The following is an 18,057-nucleotide window of genomic DNA, read 5'->3' as shown; positions in this document are numbered from 1 at the left end:
GTGGAGCTTTCTCAGTCGGTAGGGAGGAAAAATAGTTTGAATGAATTATTTGCAGATCGTCTTCCGCCACAAAATATAGAAGCTGAACAAGCCGTTTTGGGGGCGATTATCCTCGAACCTTCTGTACTGATCTCGGTTAACGAACGGTTACGAATGGAGGACTTCTATCGTCCAGGGCATCAGAAATTGTTCCAAGTGATGAATGAAATTGCCGAAAAGGGTGAACCTGTTGATCTCGTGACCGTTACGGCAGATCTCTCTGATAAAAAAGTGTTAGATGAAATCGGAGGAGTCTCCTATCTGACAGAGCTGGCATCTGTTGTTCCCACAGCGGCAAACGTAGAATATTATGCTAAAATCGTGGAAGAAAAGGCGGTTTTACGTCGTCTGATTCGGACGGCGACCCAAATCGCGATGTCTGGATATAGCGGTGGAGAAGAAGTTTCCAGTTTGATCGATACAGCAGAGAAAAAAATCCTGGAGATTTCACAGCGGAATATTAAGGGTGGATTCCTTCCGATTAAAGATGTGTTATTAGAGTCGTTTGAACAGATTGAAAGGCTTCACTATAATCGTACGGGAATCCGCGGCATTCCTTCTGGATTCACCGATCTAGATAGAATGACGTCCGGATTTAATAAGTCTGACCTCATTATTGTCGCTGCACGTCCCGCGATGGGAAAAACGGCATTTGCACTAAATATTGCTCAAAACGTAGCCTTACGAGCAAATGAAACCGTTGCAATCTTCAACCTTGAGATGTCTGCGCCGCAAATGGTGATGCGGATGCTTTCGGCTGAAGGAAATATAGACGCCCAAGCCTTCCGAACCGGAAATTTAAATGAGGAAGATTGGGAAAAACTAACCATGGCCATAAGCTCTTTGTCCGAAGCAAAGGTCTTTATTGATGATACACCCGGAGTAACCGTACATGATATTCGTTCGAAACTCCGTAGATTACAGGTAGAACATGGCCTTGGAATGGTAGTCATCGATTACCTTCAGTTGATCAATGGCCGAGGAAATGGCGAGAGTCGTCAACAAGAAATCTCAGAGATTTCCCGTTCGTTGAAGTTGATGGCGCGTGAGTTTGACTGCCCGATTATTGCCCTATCCCAGTTATCACGTGCTGTAGAACAACGACAGGATAAACGACCGATGTTGTCTGACCTGCGTGAATCCGGTTCGATCGAGCAAGATGCGGATATCGTAGCATTTTTATATCGTGATGATTATTATAATGAGGATTCCGAGAAGAAGAACGTGGCGGAAGTGATTATAGGGAAACAAAGGAGTGGCCCTGTAGGGAAGGTAGAATTACTATTCCTCAAAAACTATAACAAATTTCTTAGTCTAGAGAGTAAAAGCTAGACTAATAACGAATGAATATTTTGTTTTCAAGTTTAATGTTCGGTTTTTATGTTGACAACCTCTTTGAGTCACTGATACAATAACCTCGTTCAGATATGTACGGATTTGTTTTAACTCTTATTTGCCTTTAGTTGATCGGAGGAATGGAAAATGTCAACAGCTGTTGTCGTAGGTACTCAGTGGGGAGATGAAGGAAAAGGGAAAATTACGGATTTCCTTGCTGAGAAAGCAGAAGCCGTTGCCCGTTACCAAGGTGGTAATAATGCGGGTCACACGATTGTGTTTGGCGGTGTAAAATACAAACTTCACATGATTCCATCTGGAATTTTTTATCAAGATAAAGTTTGCGTTCTAGGGAATGGGATGGTGATCCATCCAGAAGCATTAATCACTGAGTTAGATTATCTTCTCGGTTACGGAGTCGATTTATCCAACTTACGGATTTCGGACCGAGCTCATCTCATCATGCCATACCATTTACGTCTAGACCGCTTAGAGGAAACAAGTAAAGGTAGTAGCAAAATCGGAACAACGGGTAAGGGAATTGGCCCTGCCTACATGGATAAAGCTGCGCGAGTCGGAATTCGAGTAGGGGATCTACTAAATCCAAGTCGCTTTGCTGAAAAACTAAAACGCAACTTAGAAGAGAAGAATCGGATTCTCGAGCGTCTATATGAAGTAGAACCATTTCACTTCGATGAAATTTATAATACTTATATGAAGGCTGCTGAGCGAATTAAGCCATTTATCACTGATACTTCCGTCGTACTAAATGATGCAATCGACCAAGGAAAACGGGTATTATTTGAAGGCGCGCAAGGTGTGATGTTAGATATCGACCAAGGCACCTATCCATTTGTAACATCCTCTAACCCAGTTGCAGGTGGAGTATGTATCGGTTCAGGTGTAGGGCCTACAAAAATTAACCAAGTAGTAGGAGTGGCGAAAGCATACACGACCCGCGTAGGCGATGGCCCCTTCCCCACGGAACTCCACAATGAGATTGGGGATCGGATTCGTGAAGTAGGAAGGGAATACGGCACCACTACAGGCCGCCCCCGCCGTGTCGGTTGGTTTGATAGTGTGGTTGTACGCCATGCACGCCGTGTAAGCGGGATTACAGGGCTATCCTTAAACTCCCTAGATGTCCTAACGGGCCTCGACACCGTGAAGATCTGTGTGGCTTACAAACACAAAGGGGAACTGATGGAGAACTATCCAGCTGACCTCGATATCCTCGCCGACTGCGAACCGGTTTATGAAGAGTTACCAGGTTGGCACGAAGATATCACCCAAGTCAAAACACTCCACGACCTCCCGCTAGCTACTCAACACTACGTTGAACGGATTACCCAACTAACAGGGATTCCGCTCACCATCTTCTCCGTTGGCCCAGGTCGTGATCAAACGATTCAAGTTCGTCCTGTGTATGCGTAGATGAAAAAAGAAGCTGTGCCTCCATTGGGGTGCGGCTTTTTTCAATTGTAGGTCTTTTTCACAATGTAGGTGTGTCTCTCTAACAAGATAAAATATAGAAATAACACATAAAAACCACTATAATAATATAACAGTCTAATTTTCATTTGATTTAATTAATTTTTAAATAAAAGATAAAACAAATAATCAACTTCGCATGAGGTGAAAAGATGGTAGTAGGGGATCGAATTAGACAGTTACGCTTACATAAGGGTATGACACAAGGGGAACTCGTAGGCGGAATTACTTCGGTTGCATATCTGAGTCGTGTGGAAAATGGGAACACGAAACCATCTCAGAATTTTATTTCCTCCGTTGCACCTAAGTTGGGAGTAAAAGTAGAGGATTTAATGGAACGACGGGCCGAGGGTGTAGGGCAGAGAGTCGGAGAGATCTATCGTCAGTTTCAACAGGAAAAAAATATCATAGAAGAAGATCTATCATTTCTACGATTAAATGCCACAGATTTATATCCAACATGTGTTCATTTGAAGGTATACTCTATACTGATCTATTACTATTCTAAATTAAAGATAGACTTGGAAGAAGCATATCGGATATACGAATTATCCCAGAGATTTATATCAGAACAAGTAGAATCAGGTTTAGAGGAAGAATTTTTTTACTACTATCGCGCGTGTGGGGCGATGTTCTTCAATAAACAAAACTATATGAAGGCAAGTCACTATGATGATCTACGAGAAGAACTCCTTGTTTATGTGACGAATCGTAAGGAAATAGCTAATTTTTATCTCGATAGGAGTGTAACAAAACAAGAGATTCTAACCGATCAAACGGTTAGTCTTTTTTATGCACAGAAAGCGTATGATCTGTATTTGGAAGTAAATGATCAGGCACAAATAGCCGGTGTATTAATTACGATGGGGATTCAATACCACATGAATCAGCAATTAGATAAATCTGTTGAATCCTTGACAAGAGCGAAGGAATTGGTTGATCCAAATAATAGCTATTTCCTAGGTATCATTGAATTTCATCTAGGAAGAGTTCATATTGCACAAAGAAACAATGAAGTAGCCATTGAGTACTACCTAAGGAGTCTACAGTACTATGAACAGCTTGATGTTGAGGAGAAGCGAATTCATGTTTATAAAAGATTGGTAGAAGTGTATATAGAGCTAAAGGAGTGGGAAAAAGTAGAGTATTATTTGAGCGCAGGGCTGACTGCAGTTGACCCAGACCAGTCTCCTTCCCTTTATATTGACTTGTCCTCTATCAAGGCAGGTACCTATCGGTTGCGGCAAGATGAGGCTCGATATGAGAAAGAGATGCAACGAATTATTAACCTAGGGATTGAGAACCAGCAATTCATTTTAGTTATAAAGTTAGCTAAGCAAATTGCTAGTTACTATTTTGAGAAAAAAGCGTATAAGAAGTCTGCTAATTATTTTATGATGGCTACAGAATATGAAGAGAAACGAATACTATAAAAAGGGCTGTTTGTCAGTGTAGATATAGTTGGTTAAATGTTTTTAGAAATTTGAGGGTTATTATCGCAAATAAATTGATGAATTTTACTTGTTCCATTAAACTGTGGATCTCCATTATCATGAAGACAGAAGATAAATGAACTAGCAGATAGGATGAATATCTATGAAAAAAGTTTCTTGTACTTTATTGATGATAGCTTGTTGTGCGTTACTAATAGGAATAAATACAATAACCATTAAGCCTCCTAAAGATAATGGTGGTGGGCCAATCACTACTGAAGGCATCGGTCGCACGTAAACAACTGTTTATAAAATCTATGCTTTCGTACGTACTATAAATATAAAAAATAGTAGTGTATGTCAGGGGTGAATGTATGAAAGGTGATATGCTATACCACGGCTATTTAAAACGAGGATCTGAGTATTATAGACCGCAAGATGAAATCGATTCGGCAAAAGAGTTCTCTATAGAAGGCCGGATAGCAGATATGGTAGTTATCGATGATAAAAAAACGATCTGGAAATACTATGAGTTTAAAGATAAGGTTTTGCCTGAGCAAGGGTGGAAAATACATGTTAGCGCGACGATGGATGAGGCAGAGCAAGTTTTAAAAGCTGTAAGCGAGGTTTTGATAGAACATAAAGTAGCATTTAAGCACATCAAAAACATAGAGATGCTTCTTCAAATGAATTCGAAAGGCGCTAGCAGGGCAAGCTCTGGTAAGTTTATCGCGATATATCCAAAGGACGACAATGAGTTTGTGCACCTGCTAGGTGCACTTCATAAAAAGATTAAACATTATGAAAAAGGTCCTTATATCCTAAATGATAAATGTTGGAAAAAAAGTAACGTTTATTATCGATATGGTGGTTTTAATATCATTTATAATGATAAAGGTGAATTATGTATCAGAGACGATAAAGGCGAGTTGACGGTAGATGAGAGAACTCCTTTTTATCAAGCTCCTAATTTCGTTAAAGAGTTTGATGAATATCTAGATGCATTAAATGATAAGCCAGACAAGGAAGATCAGAAAAGCAAGCTTGATCTTTATACCATTCATACGGCTCTTCGTTTTACTAATAGTGGAGGTATATATCTCGCCGAGAGAAAATCAGATAACAAAAAGGTAATTATAAAAGAAGCACGGCCACAGGCTGGTCTAGATGGAAACTCGGTCGATGCAGTAGGAAGACAGAATATAGAGCGCGATGCACTAGAAAAGCTTGCAAGAGTAGAAGGCATAGTGAATGTACTGGATCACTTTAAGGTATGGGAGCATTATTTCCTTGTCGAAGAGCATGTAGAAGGAATGGATTTACATTCATGGATTGCGATCCACTATCCTTTCATGAAAAATAAATCGATAGATGACTATCGGGTGAAAATAGGGAAGATCTTATCGCAACTGGTAGTCGTTATGGAAGAAATGCATGGTCAAGGTATAGCAATGGGTGATTTACAGCCAGCCAATATTATGATATCAGAAGATCTTCAAGTGACTTTGATTGATTTTGAAACGGCTAAACAAACCCATTCTCAAGAAAAACCAGGTATGACCACAACTGCGTTTGTACATTCGCAAATTAAAGCGAGTGGGGCGATGGATTGGTTCGCATTACAAAAAATTGTACGTTATTCTTTGTTACCGATTCTTTCTTCTGAATGTCTTGATCAATACGTAAACGATAATTATTACAAGTGGATTAAAAAAGTATATGGGGATGATTTCCATGAATTTGTTAAAAGCATGATTCAAAAATGTACCGATCATCTAGTTGGTTTTGGAGAAGAAGTCCAATTGGTTGATAACATTGATGATGGCTTTATGATAAAAAAGGATATCTTGTCCATCATAGAGGGCCTTAGTGATGGGATGAAAGCGAATCTAACTGGGGATATAAGACTGATAAACGGTGATATACGTCAGTACGAACAGAATGATGGGAAGTTAAACGTTTTAAGCGGAGGAGCTGGGGCTGCGATCGCACTTTCGCGAGTGGGATATGCAAATGATGGTGTCGATCAATGGATTACACAATATGTACTGAAAAGCATAGATACGGTTGAGAGTGCAGGATTGTTTACAGGTAAGTCGGGTATAGCAGGAATGTTGTACGAAAGCGGATATAGAGAAGAGTCGTTAGGTGTTTTTTCTGAAATAGATAGCTCCTTAGATGATTCAGATATCACGCTGAGATCAGGACTAGCCGGAATTGGTTTGGCGTTAACGAGTATCTATTTAGAATCACTGGACCCGAAGTTTTTAGAGAAAGCCGAAGCTATCGCAACAAAAATAGGTATCTTTTTAGAGGAAAATAAAGAGCTTACAGTCCAAGATTGGACAGGTCTTCCAATCGGTTTGATAGATGGATGGTCAGGAGTATCGGTGTTTTATTCAGCGCTTTATGCCCTTACCAAAAAAAGAGGATACTATTTTAGAGCGGTTGAGTTGGTAGTGAGAGATTTGAATAAAACAGTTAGAGATAACGAATTAGAGGCATTAAACACAATAGATGCCCGGAGTAGACTATTACCTTACTTATCAGGAGGATCGATAGGGGTAGGGGTTGCGATATGGTATTTGAATCATGTAAGTGAAGAGAAAATGTTTCAAGAAGAGTTGAAGTTCATCTCAAATCTATCACAGATTAGAACTACTATTACAGGAGGGTTATTCGATGGAGCTGGAAGCTTCCTAGTGATACCTCCAATGATTGGGAAAGACCATACAGCGTATCATTCTCAAACAGAAGATATACTTGCGTTGTTGAATCTACATTTGATCGACAAAAAGAACTATTTATCATTCCCTGGTCAGTTTGGGTTTCGCTTGTCGGATGATCTATTCTCGGGTAGCTCTGGTATCATACTAGCGCTGAAAGGGATACTGCAAGAAAACCCATTGTATTGGCTCCCGATTGTAAATATTGATCGATTCTATGAAGGTACTAGATGTAAGATGGAAACTTCGAAGGCGATGGTTGGAGTACATTAAAAAGAGGAGGTGAAAAGAATGAACCAAGTATTAGACCTACAAAAACTTTCCGAAAACAACTCAGAGCAACCTGAGATGGGAACTTGGACAGTAGTTGTTCGCACTACTGTAACCACAGTATCCGGAATGTCTACCATCAGTAACAACTGCTAATTGAATGAGACTGTTAAGGAGGTGAAAAGAATGAACCAAGTATTAGACTTACAAAAACTTTCCGAAAACAACTCAGAGCAACCTGAGATGGGAACTTGGACAGTAGTTGTTCGTACTACTGTAACCACAGTATCTGGAATGTCTACCATCAGTAACAACTGCTAGTGTATATAAATTAGATTGTACCATTTAGTCGAAGGATCTTCAACTAAATGGTACAGCTTTAAATACGTGTTGGATGACGGATTCAGGTTAAAACTCCATGAGATCCTTTTTTTCTATTCAGTATGTGGAAGGGGAGTAGATATGTCAGCAATTTTAGAAGTAGAAAATCTGAGTAAGTGCTTTTCAGAGGGAAAAATAGCTTTAAGAGATGTCTCTTTCTCAATTCCACGAGGTACTATTGCCGGATTTATCGGGGATAATGGAGCAGGAAAATCAACAACGATGGGGGCCATTCTAGGAACGTTAACGAAAGATGGAGGGTCAATCAAAATTTTTGGAGAAGAGATGGACTCAAATAAGACCTATCTTAAGGAAGATGTGGGTGCAGTCTTTGATCAGATGCACTTGCCTAAGCAGTTGAACATCAAGCAACTAGGCAACGTACTTCGTCTGCTCTATCAAAATTGGGATCAATATATATTTGATTATTATATCAATTTCTTCTCTTTACCTAAAGATAAGAAGATCGGTCATTTTTCAAGAGGCATGTCTATGAAACTCTCGTTAGCAGTTGCCTTATCGCATGATGCGAAATTACTTATTTTAGATGAAGCAACAGCAGGCCTTGATCTGTCGGTTAGATATGATTTATTGCAGGTATTAAAGGGCTTTGTGAATGATGGACAACGTAGTATTTTATTGTCATCTCATATTACAAGTGATATTGAAGCGATAGCGGATATTCTCATTTTTATTAAGTCAGGAAAGATTTTATTACAAGTTAGTAGAGAGACTCTGATGTCGAGATATGCAGTATTACAGTGTACAGATAAGGAATTTGAACAAATCGAATCAAGTTTGGTTGTTGGATACCAAAGAAAGAGCGATCAAGTCGATGTGTTGGTATGTGATCGAGAGCAAGTGACTTCTTCGGTTGCGAGAAAAGATTTTTCTATTGACGATGTGACACTTTTGTTAATGCGAGGTGCGCACGTATGAAAGGCTTATTGTTAAATCAATATTATTCAAATGAAAAGAGTATAAAGGGTTCCTTAGTACTAAGTTTTGTTATTACTACTATTTTGCTCTTACTTCCCTATAAACAGACATTACGTCTAGCAGCATTTCTTCCTTTTGCTATCATGGTCTCGCCTGTACTTGAAGGGTTAAAACTTGAGGCTATGTCTGGATGGAACAAATTTTTGATTACGTTGCCACTGAAAAGAAGCCGTGTGATACAAAGCTATTATCTTTTCTTTTCTATTCTATTATGTATGGGTTTCTGTGTGGCGATTCTCTCATTTGTGTTAGCTGATTTCTTCGCTAAGGATGTACTTACTAACTCTGCCCTTATGTCGGTTTTAAAAGGTATTGGCATGACTCTTATTATGGGAGGAGTTATATTCCCACTAACCTATTATGTAGGAGTGGAAAAAGCAGAGAAAATCATGACACTTAGTACTTTTGCAAGTCTTGGAATACTTCTTTTCAGTGGTTGGTTGTATGAGGAAACCATTGGTAGTGCGATTATGAATCATTTTCCTAGAGTCCATTCTGATTTACCGTTTTCAATTCTTTTCTTGGGGATTTCTCTTGTGATATTCATCGCATCCTACGTGGTTTCAATCGGAATTTACGAACAGAAAGAATTTTGATTCGTAGTGATGTTCACGTTGGAGGAGCTGAGGAAATGAATAGGTCCCATGTAGGTGTTTTAATAAGGATGGTCAAATGGCCCAAGAAAGTTGTTTGCGGTGCCTTTTTGGTATCGATGTTGACAGCTGTTTTAGGGATTTTAGTACCATGGGTCACGAAAAACACAATAGATTCGTTTACATCTCATATCGATGCTACCAAGGTGTTTTTATTGGTGGGGTTGTTCTTGATTAACGTGATACTGAGTGGTATTGCACACTACATGATCTCCTATCTAGGGGAGTATACGATCTATCGACTAAGGGAAAAAATGTGGGCTCATATCTTGAGATTGCCCATTGATTATTTTGATAATAATGGAACAGGACAAACAGTAAGTCGGTTAACAGATGATGTATCGACATTAAATAATTTTGTTTCAAAGAAAGTACCAGAGTTTATATCCCAAGCGCTGTTGGTGGTTGGTTCGATCGTATTTTTATTCGTTTTAGATTGGAGGTTAACTCTGGCATTACTCGTAATGGTTCCTATTTTAGCAGTGATTATAGTACCGATCGGAAAGAAGCTGTATATAGTAGCGGGGAAAACGCAAAATGAAATGGCTACTTTTGTTGGAAAATTAAGTAGCGTATTAGGAGAAATGCGTCTAGTTAAAAGTTATAGTGGGGAGAAAAAAGAGTATGAGCGTGTAATGGAGTCAGGAGAAACTCTATTTCGTCTTAATCTAACAGTGGCGAAGTTACAATCCATTTTCTCTCCTCTTATTTCAGGGACGATTATGTTAATGGTACTTGTGTTGCTTGGCTATGGGGGGCTGCGCATGGCAGATGGAACCATTACTCCAGGGGCATTTGTTGCGATTATTTTTTATATCATTCAAGCGATTACACCTATTAGTTCGGTAGCTTCCTTTTTTACGGAATATAAAGCCACTTCTGGGGCGACAAAAAGATTGTATGAGATTTATTCTTTATCAGAAGAGAATGTTGATGAGCTGGATGAGTGTACGAAGATAATGGATGGTCAGATTTGTTTTCACAATGTGTCTTTTTCGTACTATAAAAATTCTGACGTACTACAAGATGTATCTTTTACAGCACAATCGAATCGAATCACAGCGATTGTAGGACCATCTGGTGCTGGGAAGACGACTCTGTTTCACCTTATAGAGCGCATGTATAAGTTTAACAATGGAATGATCTCGTGCGACCAACTTCGAATTGATGAGATCCCACTATCTAATTGGCGAAAAATGATTGGTTATGTGATGCAAGATAGTGCGATTATGAATGGAACGATTCGAGAAAATATCTTGTATGGTATGGATGATGCGGATGAAGAGAGGTTGGTTCATTATGCAAAGTTAGCGAATGCACATGACTTTATAAGTAGTCTCCCTGAGGGCTATGATACGGTCGTAGGAGAGAGAGGGATCAAGCTATCAGGGGGCCAAAAGCAGCGGATAGCGATTGCGCGCGCTTTTATCATGAATCCCAAGATTTTGTTACTTGATGAGGCAACGGCTAATTTGGATAGCGAAAGTGAGAGATTAGTGCAGGATGCGATGGTTAACTTGATGAGAAATCGTACGACTCTAGTGATCGCGCATCGGCTTTCGACGATTCGCAATGCGGATCAAATTGTTTTCTTGGATGCAGGAAAAGTGACTGGTATGGGAAAACATGATGAGCTGATGAATACGCATCGTAAGTACACTGATTTTGTGGAGGGACAGAACTTAATAATCGCTCAATAGGATGTGATTAGATGGACAATGTAAAGATAACAACACACGAATTTGGCGATATACACCTTCATTTATGGAAAACAGATAAATTTAAAACAACATCTATTATACTAAAGATCAATTCTCCTTTATCGGAAGAGACCGTGACGGCCCGAGCGTTGATTCCAGAGATTTTACAAAGTGGAACAACTGATTATCCGAATAGAACGATGATAAAGCAAAAACTTGATGATATGTATGGCGCTGTGCTTATGACAGATATACAAAAAAATGGTGATCAACACGTCATTACTTTTCGTATAGATGTCGCATCTGAAAGGTTTTTATTAAATAAGATGTCGTTGTTACAGGAAGCACTTCTATTACTACATAAGATTGTGACAGATCCATACTTGGAAAATGGTGCTTTTGTAGGGGAGATTGTTGAGCAAGAGAAGAGGGCATTGCGACAGAGAATTCAATCTATCTATGATAATAAGAATGCATACGCAGCAGTGCGAATAACGGAAGAATTGTTTGCCGAGGAGATGTATCGTCTGCCTGAATACGGCCGAGTAGAAGATCTAGATGTACTAGGTCTTAATTCTATCTACCGTGTGTATAAGGAAATGCTTCAACATGATCGCATGGATCTATTCATTGTGGGTAGTTTTGATGATGATTCTACCAAGGAGTTAGTGTCGTCCCTGTATGGGGGTAAGCGTTCCGTCCGAAGGCAACAAGTTGTGAGCAATTGTAAAGAAAAAGAAGAAGAGAAAGTGGTATTTGATAGAAAGGAAGTGAAGCAAGGGGAACTATGTATGGGTTATCGTACCTATACAACATTTTTGGATGATGATTATATCGCTATGAGAATAGCAAACTGTATTTTTGGAGGCTCTCCATCGTCGAAACTGTTTATGAACGTTCGGGAGAAGAGCGGCTTGGCTTATTTTGTTGGATCCAAACTAGAGGCTCATAAAGGTGTACTTTTTATATCGGCAGGGATTGAGTCTGAAACATATGATCAGACTGTGACCATTATCAAGAAACAAGTAGAAGCTATGCAACAAGGTGACTTTACAGAAAGAGATTTGGAGCAAGCAAAAGGATGGTTGATTAATCAATTATACGGATCGATTAATACTCCACTAGGAGTTACCGAGTTAGCTTATCCTGAAATCGTAGAGATGCGTCATCTTTCTGTGTTAGATCGTGTCAAGAAAATGAGCTATGTAACGAAAGAAGATGTTATTCGGACAGCGAATAGATGGAAATTAGATACCATCTACTTTTTGACTGGTGGAGGTGAACAGAATGAAGAAACTGGTTTATGCACAATTAGATGAAGTACTATATCATGAAGAATTGGATAATGGGCTTAATGTTTACATCTTGCCGAAAGAAGGGTTTCATGAAACTTTTGCTACTTTTACAACGAAATATGGATCGATTGATAACACGTTTATCCCACGGGGATTGATAGAGCCGATAAAAGTACCTGATGGGATGGCTCATTTTCTTGAACATAAAATGTTTGAGGATGAAGAGAAGGACATTTTCTATACGTTTGGCGAACAGGGGGCATCTGCGAATGCATTTACCAGCTTTACAAGGACTGGGTATTTATTTTCTAGTATGATGAATATTGAAAAAAATATCAAAACTTTGCTCAACTTTGTTCAAAATCCGTATTTTACAGGCCGGTCCATAGAAAAGGAAAAAGGCATCATTGCACAAGAAATTATGATGTATGCTGATAACCCTGAGTGGCGCGCTTATTTTGGTGTGATTGAAAATATGTTTGAGAAACATCCTGTAAGGATTGATGTGGGTGGGACGATTGAATCGATTACATCCATTACAAAAAAAGACTTAACTACATGCTATGAAACATTTTACCATCCAAGTAATATGGTGTTATTTATCGTTGGGAATGTTGATTCCGAAGAGATAATGAGTCTTGTACGGGAGAATCAGTCAGCGAAGAAATTCCCAGCTAAGGAAGAAATTATTCGTCATGTAGTACCTGAAGGAACGCCTGCTTATGTTGCAAAAAGAACGATATCGATGCCAATTAGCATGGCAAAGTGTGTCGTTGGGTATAAGGAGAAAAATCCTACAAGGCAAGGAAGGGATTTATTAAAACATCAACTCTCCATTCAGGTAGTACTCGATTTACTATTTTCACCCAGTTCAAAGATGTATGAAAGATTATATGAGTCTGGTAGTCTTCATGACCCACTTTCATTTCATTACACAGCTGAGTGGGGCTTTGGGTTCTCGATGATTAGCGGGAATAGTAATAATCCAGATCATGTAGCGGACCAAATCACGGAGACGATTACTACATATCAACAAGTCGGTCTTTCGGATGAGGAAATTGATCGGGCTGTTAAACGAAGAATTGGTGTTGTTTTGCGGTCATTAAATTCGCTAGATTTTATCGCAAAGGAATTTACGCGATACCAGTTTAATGGTATGAATTTCTTTGATATCGTTTCGACATTAGAGAGCCTTACGCGTCATGATTTGGAAGCTGTTTTAAGAGATCATTTTACACCGGAATATCAGACGGTTTTCATTATTCGTGATGAAAGGGTATAAAGGTTCCTTGCATATGTTCGTACTTTGATATCTTGAAGGGGAGTCTCGATGTTTAAGATCACTTGGGATATGGGTCCCATCGCACAATTTCTAAATGTGGCAGTACTTATTGTCATGGTGATTTTGATTATTAGATTGGTCATAAAAACAGTGAAGAAATAATCCTCTAATAGAAATAGAAATCGTACAGGGCTAAAAATAGCCCTCCTTTTTTATGATGTTTTACTACTTATGATAAGTCTCGCCTCGATTAATCTTACAAGCGCGATAAATCTGTTCCAACAAGAAAACCCGCATCAGTTGATGGGGGAAGGTCATTTTAGAAAAGGAAAGATCCCAGTTGGAGCGGGCGTATACTTCCTTAGATAAACCGTGGGAGCCGCCGATAATGAAGCTAAAGTGACTATGTCCGTAAGTGGTGAGATGGTCTAGTTTTTTTGCTAGTCCGGGGGAGGTTACCATTTCTCCGTTCACAGCTAGGACAATCGCGAATGAGTCGGGATGGAGTCCTTTTAAAATTCGCTCGCCTTCTTTTTGAAGGACTTGCTCAATCTCAGCATCAGAAGGCTGATCAGAACATTTTTCTTCTGCTAACTCGATGATCTCAATCTTGGAATAAGCCTGCAGACGTTTTTGATATTCGTCGCAGGCTTGTTTTAGGAATTTTTCTTTTAGTTTTCCAATCGTAATTAGTTGGATTCGCAAGGGTTATCCTCGATTCTACTCTGTTTGTTCGGAAATGCCGTATTCGAGTTCTAGTTGATACTCGGCTGGTGTCCCGCACCATTTGCATGAATGCTCAACAGGTGATTGTAGCGGCTCTAGTGTGGGCGCAGTGTGGAATTCTTCAATCATATCATCCATGACATAATCAAGATGTTCGTCACAAGCGTACCAAATATGGGAATCTTGCATGGATCCTTCTCCTTCCTTAACATGATTCGACACTATCTATTGTGTTAGTTATCTACAGGAACAATACTACTATTCTCATGAAGAAATAAATAAAAAAATGAATCTAGCAACTCTCTAACCAATATTTGTATTAGCATTTCCTCTGTTTCCAACATACTGTATCAGTGGTACTCAGTTAAAAATGATGCATTAGCGAAAGGGGAAAGCTATGGATAAGGCATGTAATGGTAGGTCAGATCAAGGATGCCAGTGTTGTAGGCGTCTTGAACGGCGTATAGAAAACTTGCGGCGTAGACTTAGACGTCTTGAAGAGATATCAGGGATTCCTGGACCTACAGGGCCTCCTGGAGCTGCAGGGCCCCCTGGAGCTGTAGGGCCCCCTGGAGCCGCAGGGCTTCCTGGAGCTCAAGGATCTCAAGGACCAAGTGGACCAAGTGGAGGGCCTCCTGGACCACCGGGACCCACTGGCTTTGGAATTGCTGGAGTCACAGGACCTCAAGGGTCTACAGGGCCTCAAGGGTCTACAGGACCTCAAGGGCTAACCGGACCTCAAGGGTCTACAGGGCTTCAAGGGTCTACAGGGCCTCAAGGGTCTACAGGGCCTCAAGGGTCTACAGGGCCTCAAGGGTCTACAGGGCTTCAAGGGTCTACAGGGCCTCAAGGGTCTACAGGCCCTCAAGGACCGACAGGACCTCAAGGACCGACACCTTAATATTAGAGAACTCTGAGAGCGAATGGAGAGAGCTGAAGTAGGCCCGAAATGCTAGCAAGGAACTAGTAGGTATTTGTTCGGTATCGAACAAATACCTACTAGTTTTGTTTTTCAAACGTTTATGACTGGAGGAGATCCTGTATTTGCATCAACAACCAATCAGATTCTGATATAATCGTCATGTTTTGTTTTTTTTGGAAAAATAGGAGTCGTTATGGCAAAAACACAACATATGGTAGTGTGTCAGGGGGGTTATCCACATTATCCACAAGATATACACATAGCATGTCAAAATGTAGGTAAAAGCCCCACTAGATAGTGGAGCTTTTTTATTTCCTATTGTGGACTTCGTTCAAGCGTTAAAGTGGCAGTTTGTTTTTGACCATTTCGGTAATAGGTAATCTTTACTTGCTCACCAATTTGTTTCTTTTTATAGAGGAAGCTGCGAAGTTCAGAGCCATTAATAACAGCCTGATCATCTAGGGCGGTGATTAAATCACGAGATTGTAGTCCAGCTTTGCTTGCTGGTGTTCCATTGGAAACACTTTTGATAATTGCCCCACCATCTACTTCATTTGGAATACGTAACTCTTTCCAGATCGCAGGTGATATCTTATCTAGATCAATTAGCTCTACACCTAAGTAAGGCCGTGGAACCTTTCCGTGCTTAATAAGTGCATTTAGTAACGGACGAGCTTCATTAGAAGGAATCGCAAAGCCAAGTCCTTCGACCCCTTGTTCGGCAATCTTCAGGCTGTTGATTCCGATTACTTGCCCAGCGGCATTTAATAAAGCACCTCCGCTGTTACCAGGGTTAATAGCAGCGTCTGTTTGAATGACATCAGTGGATATGCCTTTCCCAAGGTCAATGGTTCGTTTTGCAGAGCTAATAACTCCTACTGTAACGGACTGGGAGAATTGCGGCCCGAGGGGATTCCCGATAGCAATAGCGGGTTCCCCAGCCTTGACGGCATCTGAATTTCCGAAATCAGCTACCGTTGTAACATTGGTAGCATCAATTTCAAGGACAGCTAAGTCTGTAATCGGATCGGTGCCCAGTACCTTTGCTGTCACGGGCTTGGATTTCCCTTTTTCAGCAGGGAGGTTCACCTGTACACTTTGATTATCGGCAATGACATGGTAGTTAGTAGCAACGAGTGCTTTATTGGTGTCTTTGTTTTTCTCAAAGATGATTCCTGATCCAGTGCCCTGTTTTCGATTTTCTCCTCCAGAGCTGAAGAAGTCATCTGATTTGGCTATATTATCAATTCCCACTACAGCATTTTGAACTTTTGCTACCGCTTCAGTAATGTTTGAATTTACTTGTACGGAGGTGGATTTGCTGGGTCCTGAATAGCTACTATCGAGTGTTCCGCTTCCATAGGGAATGATCCCTGCACGGAAGAGAAGAGGTGTACAGGCAAGTACGATTAATCCTCCTACGACAGCTGACGCGATGGCGGTAACCCAAGTAGGAGTCCGTTTTTTGTGCTTAGGTGGTTCGTTATAGTCCATGGACATATACTCTGGACGCGACGTGATAAAGGGCTGGGGTGTGACCGGTTCATTAGGTCGGGTCTGATAAAAGACTTCTGGTTCCTGTCGTGGTGGCTGTGGTTGGTTTTCATGAGTTTTATTTGTCTCGTGGTTTTCATGATTTGAATTCATTTTATTTTCCTCTGAGAATTGAGAGCCGAATGGATCTTGGTTATTATTCATAGTGGGTTCTCATCCTTTCTATTTCCAAAAGTGAACAAACTCAGTGTTTGTGATCGATCCTCATATTATACAATAACCTATGTTATCTGACTGCTAGGATTCATTCTTTTGTTAATTGGCTACTTATTTTATCTTACCCTCTATTTTGCGAAGAAACGTTTAGAATTTGTGGTTATTTCTTGCTAAGGTTTCATTTTACCAGATATCAAATAGGCTACGTGAAATACGAACCGTATCCCATGTAGCCATGTGGCTCAGATAAAGTGATTTGATTCCCATCAACGCTTCGCCAAGCACCGAACCTCTCGCAAGGGGGTAGGGCGGTCGGGATGGGTTTCGTGGAGCTGGAGGTCTCGTCCTGTTTTTGCGCCACTGTTTTCTAGGATTTGTTTGATGGTTAGATGGGCTAATTCGACTACGTTGTTATCTTGGCTAAGGTGAGCGAGATAGACTTGTTCGCCGACTCCTTTTAGGATTTCAAGCAGGGCCTCGCCGGAGTCTTCATTTGATAGGTGACCGAGATCGCTCAGGATGCGGCGTTTGATGTTCCATGGATAAGAACCCATCCGGAGCATGGATACGTCGTGGTTGCTTTCCCAGATGAGGGTATCCACTCCGGAAACTTGGTCGAGAATCCGCTGGTTTACGTAGCCTAGGTCAGTAACGATGGCCAGTGATTCGCGGTCCTCGCTAAGCCGATAGCCCATCGGATCTGCTGCATCATGTGAGATGGGGATGGTTTGGATATGTAATGAATCGATGTCGAGAGTGGCTCCCGCTTCTAGGACATTTTGCAACGTAGGAGGAATCTCCCCAACAGATGAAGGAAGAGCATCCCATGTCTTTTCATTCATGTAGATGGGGAGTTGGTATCGTCTTGCCATGACACCTAGCCCCTTAACATGGTCAATATGCTCATGTGTGACCAAAATAGCCGATAGGGTAGACGGATCTGCGCCCACCTGCTGCAGTCTCTGTTCGAGCTGCTTCCCGCTTAAACCAGCATCGACGAGGATTCGAAAATCCCCTGACTCCACATATAGAGAGTTACCGGAACTCCCACTCGCTAGAACACTAAATTTCATGTGATTACCTAACCCTTTTACT

At 40.7% G+C, this 18,057-nt stretch carries 17 protein-coding genes; 13 read left to right on the top strand and 4 right to left on the bottom strand.

Annotated elements, in window-relative coordinates; genetic code table 11:
- Positions 1-36: 36 nt before the first annotated feature.
- From dnaB to yfmH, 12 genes are all read left to right on the top strand, one after another.
- Positions 37-1,371, top strand: coding sequence for a replicative DNA helicase (gene dnaB, locus BT147_RS05865; RefSeq protein ID WP_072332132.1), 1,335 nt, complete (start codon positions 37-39; stop codon positions 1,369-1,371).
- 150 nt (positions 1,372-1,521) lie between these two features.
- The gene (locus tag BT147_RS05860; protein ID WP_072332129.1) at positions 1,522-2,808 is read left to right on the top strand and encodes an adenylosuccinate synthase; all 1,287 of its coding nucleotides are present in this window, start codon (positions 1,522-1,524) and stop codon (positions 2,806-2,808) included.
- A 209-nt stretch (positions 2,809-3,017) separates the two neighbouring features.
- Positions 3,018-4,298 (top strand): helix-turn-helix domain-containing protein, encoded by a 1,281-nt coding sequence (locus tag BT147_RS05855; RefSeq protein WP_072332126.1) that lies wholly within the window; start codon positions 3,018-3,020, stop codon positions 4,296-4,298.
- A gap of 163 nt (positions 4,299-4,461) precedes the next feature.
- Positions 4,462-4,596: a hypothetical protein gene (locus BT147_RS15815; protein WP_286119117.1), complete on the top strand. Its 135-nt coding sequence runs from the start codon at positions 4,462-4,464 to the stop codon at positions 4,594-4,596.
- 76 nt (positions 4,597-4,672) lie between these two features.
- The gene (gene lanKC, locus BT147_RS05850; RefSeq protein ID WP_072332123.1) at positions 4,673-7,297 is read left to right on the top strand and encodes a class III lanthionine synthetase LanKC; all 2,625 of its coding nucleotides are present in this window, start codon (positions 4,673-4,675) and stop codon (positions 7,295-7,297) included.
- 18 nt (positions 7,298-7,315) lie between these two features.
- Positions 7,316-7,450 carry a class III lanthipeptide gene (locus BT147_RS15745; RefSeq protein WP_218159112.1) on the top strand — a complete coding sequence of 45 codons (135 nt, stop codon included), beginning with the start codon at positions 7,316-7,318 and terminating at the stop codon, positions 7,448-7,450.
- 30 nt (positions 7,451-7,480) lie between these two features.
- Positions 7,481-7,615 carry a class III lanthipeptide gene (locus tag BT147_RS15740; RefSeq protein ID WP_218159112.1) on the top strand — a complete coding sequence of 45 codons (135 nt, stop codon included), beginning with the start codon at positions 7,481-7,483 and terminating at the stop codon, positions 7,613-7,615.
- Between the two features lie 141 nt (positions 7,616-7,756).
- Positions 7,757-8,614, top strand: coding sequence for an ABC transporter ATP-binding protein (locus BT147_RS05845; RefSeq protein WP_072332120.1), 858 nt, complete (start codon positions 7,757-7,759; stop codon positions 8,612-8,614).
- The gene (locus BT147_RS05840) at positions 8,611-9,270 is read left to right on the top strand and encodes an ABC-2 transporter permease (protein WP_072332117.1); all 660 of its coding nucleotides are present in this window, start codon (positions 8,611-8,613) and stop codon (positions 9,268-9,270) included. The genes BT147_RS05845 and BT147_RS05840 overlap by 4 nt, the downstream gene beginning before the upstream one ends.
- A gap of 35 nt (positions 9,271-9,305) precedes the next feature.
- A complete protein-coding gene (locus BT147_RS05835) occupies positions 9,306-11,027 on the top strand; it encodes an ABC transporter ATP-binding protein (protein ID WP_072332114.1) in 1,722 nt (573 codons plus the stop codon).
- Positions 11,028-11,038: 11 nt separating this feature from the next.
- Positions 11,039-12,346 (top strand): EF-P 5-aminopentanol modification-associated protein YfmF, encoded by a 1,308-nt coding sequence (gene yfmF / locus BT147_RS05830; RefSeq protein ID WP_072332111.1) that lies wholly within the window; start codon positions 11,039-11,041, stop codon positions 12,344-12,346.
- Entirely contained in the window at positions 12,315-13,604 is a 1,290-nt protein-coding gene (gene yfmH, locus BT147_RS05825; RefSeq protein ID WP_072332108.1) for an EF-P 5-aminopentanol modification-associated protein YfmH, read from the top strand. Before yfmF ends, yfmH begins: the two co-directional genes overlap by 32 nt.
- A gap of 225 nt (positions 13,605-13,829) precedes the next feature.
- Here yfmH and rlmH read toward each other — a convergent pair whose 3' ends face one another.
- Together rlmH and BT147_RS05815 are read right to left on the bottom strand one after the other, a co-directional pair.
- Positions 13,830-14,309, bottom strand: a complete 480-nt coding sequence (gene rlmH, locus BT147_RS05820) for a 23S rRNA (pseudouridine(1915)-N(3))-methyltransferase RlmH (RefSeq protein WP_072332105.1) — start codon at positions 14,307-14,309, stop codon at positions 13,830-13,832.
- A gap of 15 nt (positions 14,310-14,324) precedes the next feature.
- Positions 14,325-14,519, bottom strand: a complete 195-nt coding sequence (locus BT147_RS05815; RefSeq protein ID WP_072332102.1) for a CxxH/CxxC protein — start codon at positions 14,517-14,519, stop codon at positions 14,325-14,327.
- A gap of 208 nt (positions 14,520-14,727) precedes the next feature.
- On the opposite strand from BT147_RS05815, the gene BT147_RS15050 reads away from it, so the two are divergent.
- Complete coding sequence (locus tag BT147_RS15050; RefSeq protein WP_083426416.1) at positions 14,728-15,231, top strand: collagen-like protein; 504 nt, start codon at positions 14,728-14,730, stop codon at positions 15,229-15,231.
- Positions 15,232-15,567: 336 nt separating this feature from the next.
- On the opposite strand, the gene BT147_RS05805 is transcribed toward BT147_RS15050, so the two are convergent.
- Positions 15,568-16,950: a S1C family serine protease gene (locus BT147_RS05805; RefSeq protein ID WP_286119115.1), complete on the bottom strand. Its 1,383-nt coding sequence runs from the start codon at positions 16,948-16,950 to the stop codon at positions 15,568-15,570.
- Positions 16,951-17,228: 278 nt separating this feature from the next.
- A complete protein-coding gene (locus BT147_RS05800) occupies positions 17,229-18,035 on the bottom strand; it encodes an MBL fold metallo-hydrolase (protein WP_072332099.1) in 807 nt (268 codons plus the stop codon).
- Between the last annotated feature and the right edge of the window lie 22 nt (positions 18,036-18,057).

The organism is Thermoactinomyces sp. DSM 45891 (assembly GCF_900119485.1).
Taxonomy (GTDB): Bacteria; Bacillota; Bacilli; order Thermoactinomycetales; family Thermoactinomycetaceae; genus Baia.
The sequence above is the reverse complement of the archived record's forward strand: the minus strand, read 5'-3'. Positions and strand labels throughout refer to the sequence as shown.

Coding starts and splice junctions, on each gene's coding strand:
- BT147_RS05860 (WP_072332129.1), top strand. CDS start 1,522: ATGTCAACAGCTGTTGTCGTAGGTACTCAGTGGGGAGATGAAGGAAAA.
- BT147_RS05855 (WP_072332126.1), top strand. CDS start 3,018: ATGGTAGTAGGGGATCGAATTAGACAGTTACGCTTACATAAGGGTATG.
- BT147_RS15815 (WP_286119117.1), top strand. CDS start 4,462: ATGAAAAAAGTTTCTTGTACTTTATTGATGATAGCTTGTTGTGCGTTA.
- lanKC (WP_072332123.1), top strand. CDS start 4,673: ATGAAAGGTGATATGCTATACCACGGCTATTTAAAACGAGGATCTGAG.
- BT147_RS15745 (WP_218159112.1), top strand. CDS start 7,316: ATGAACCAAGTATTAGACCTACAAAAACTTTCCGAAAACAACTCAGAG.
- BT147_RS15740 (WP_218159112.1), top strand. CDS start 7,481: ATGAACCAAGTATTAGACTTACAAAAACTTTCCGAAAACAACTCAGAG.
- BT147_RS05845 (WP_072332120.1), top strand. CDS start 7,757: ATGTCAGCAATTTTAGAAGTAGAAAATCTGAGTAAGTGCTTTTCAGAG.
- BT147_RS05840 (WP_072332117.1), top strand. CDS start 8,611: ATGAAAGGCTTATTGTTAAATCAATATTATTCAAATGAAAAGAGTATA.
- BT147_RS05835 (WP_072332114.1), top strand. CDS start 9,306: ATGAATAGGTCCCATGTAGGTGTTTTAATAAGGATGGTCAAATGGCCC.
- yfmF (WP_072332111.1), top strand. CDS start 11,039: ATGGACAATGTAAAGATAACAACACACGAATTTGGCGATATACACCTT.
- yfmH (WP_072332108.1), top strand. CDS start 12,315: ATGAAGAAACTGGTTTATGCACAATTAGATGAAGTACTATATCATGAA.
- BT147_RS05815 (WP_072332102.1), bottom strand. CDS start 14,519: ATGCAAGATTCCCATATTTGGTACGCTTGTGACGAACATCTTGATTAT.
- BT147_RS15050 (WP_083426416.1), top strand. CDS start 14,728: ATGGATAAGGCATGTAATGGTAGGTCAGATCAAGGATGCCAGTGTTGT.
- BT147_RS05805 (WP_286119115.1), bottom strand. CDS start 16,950: ATGAATAATAACCAAGATCCATTCGGCTCTCAATTCTCAGAGGAAAAT.
- BT147_RS05800 (WP_072332099.1), bottom strand. CDS start 18,035: ATGAAATTTAGTGTTCTAGCGAGTGGGAGTTCCGGTAACTCTCTATAT.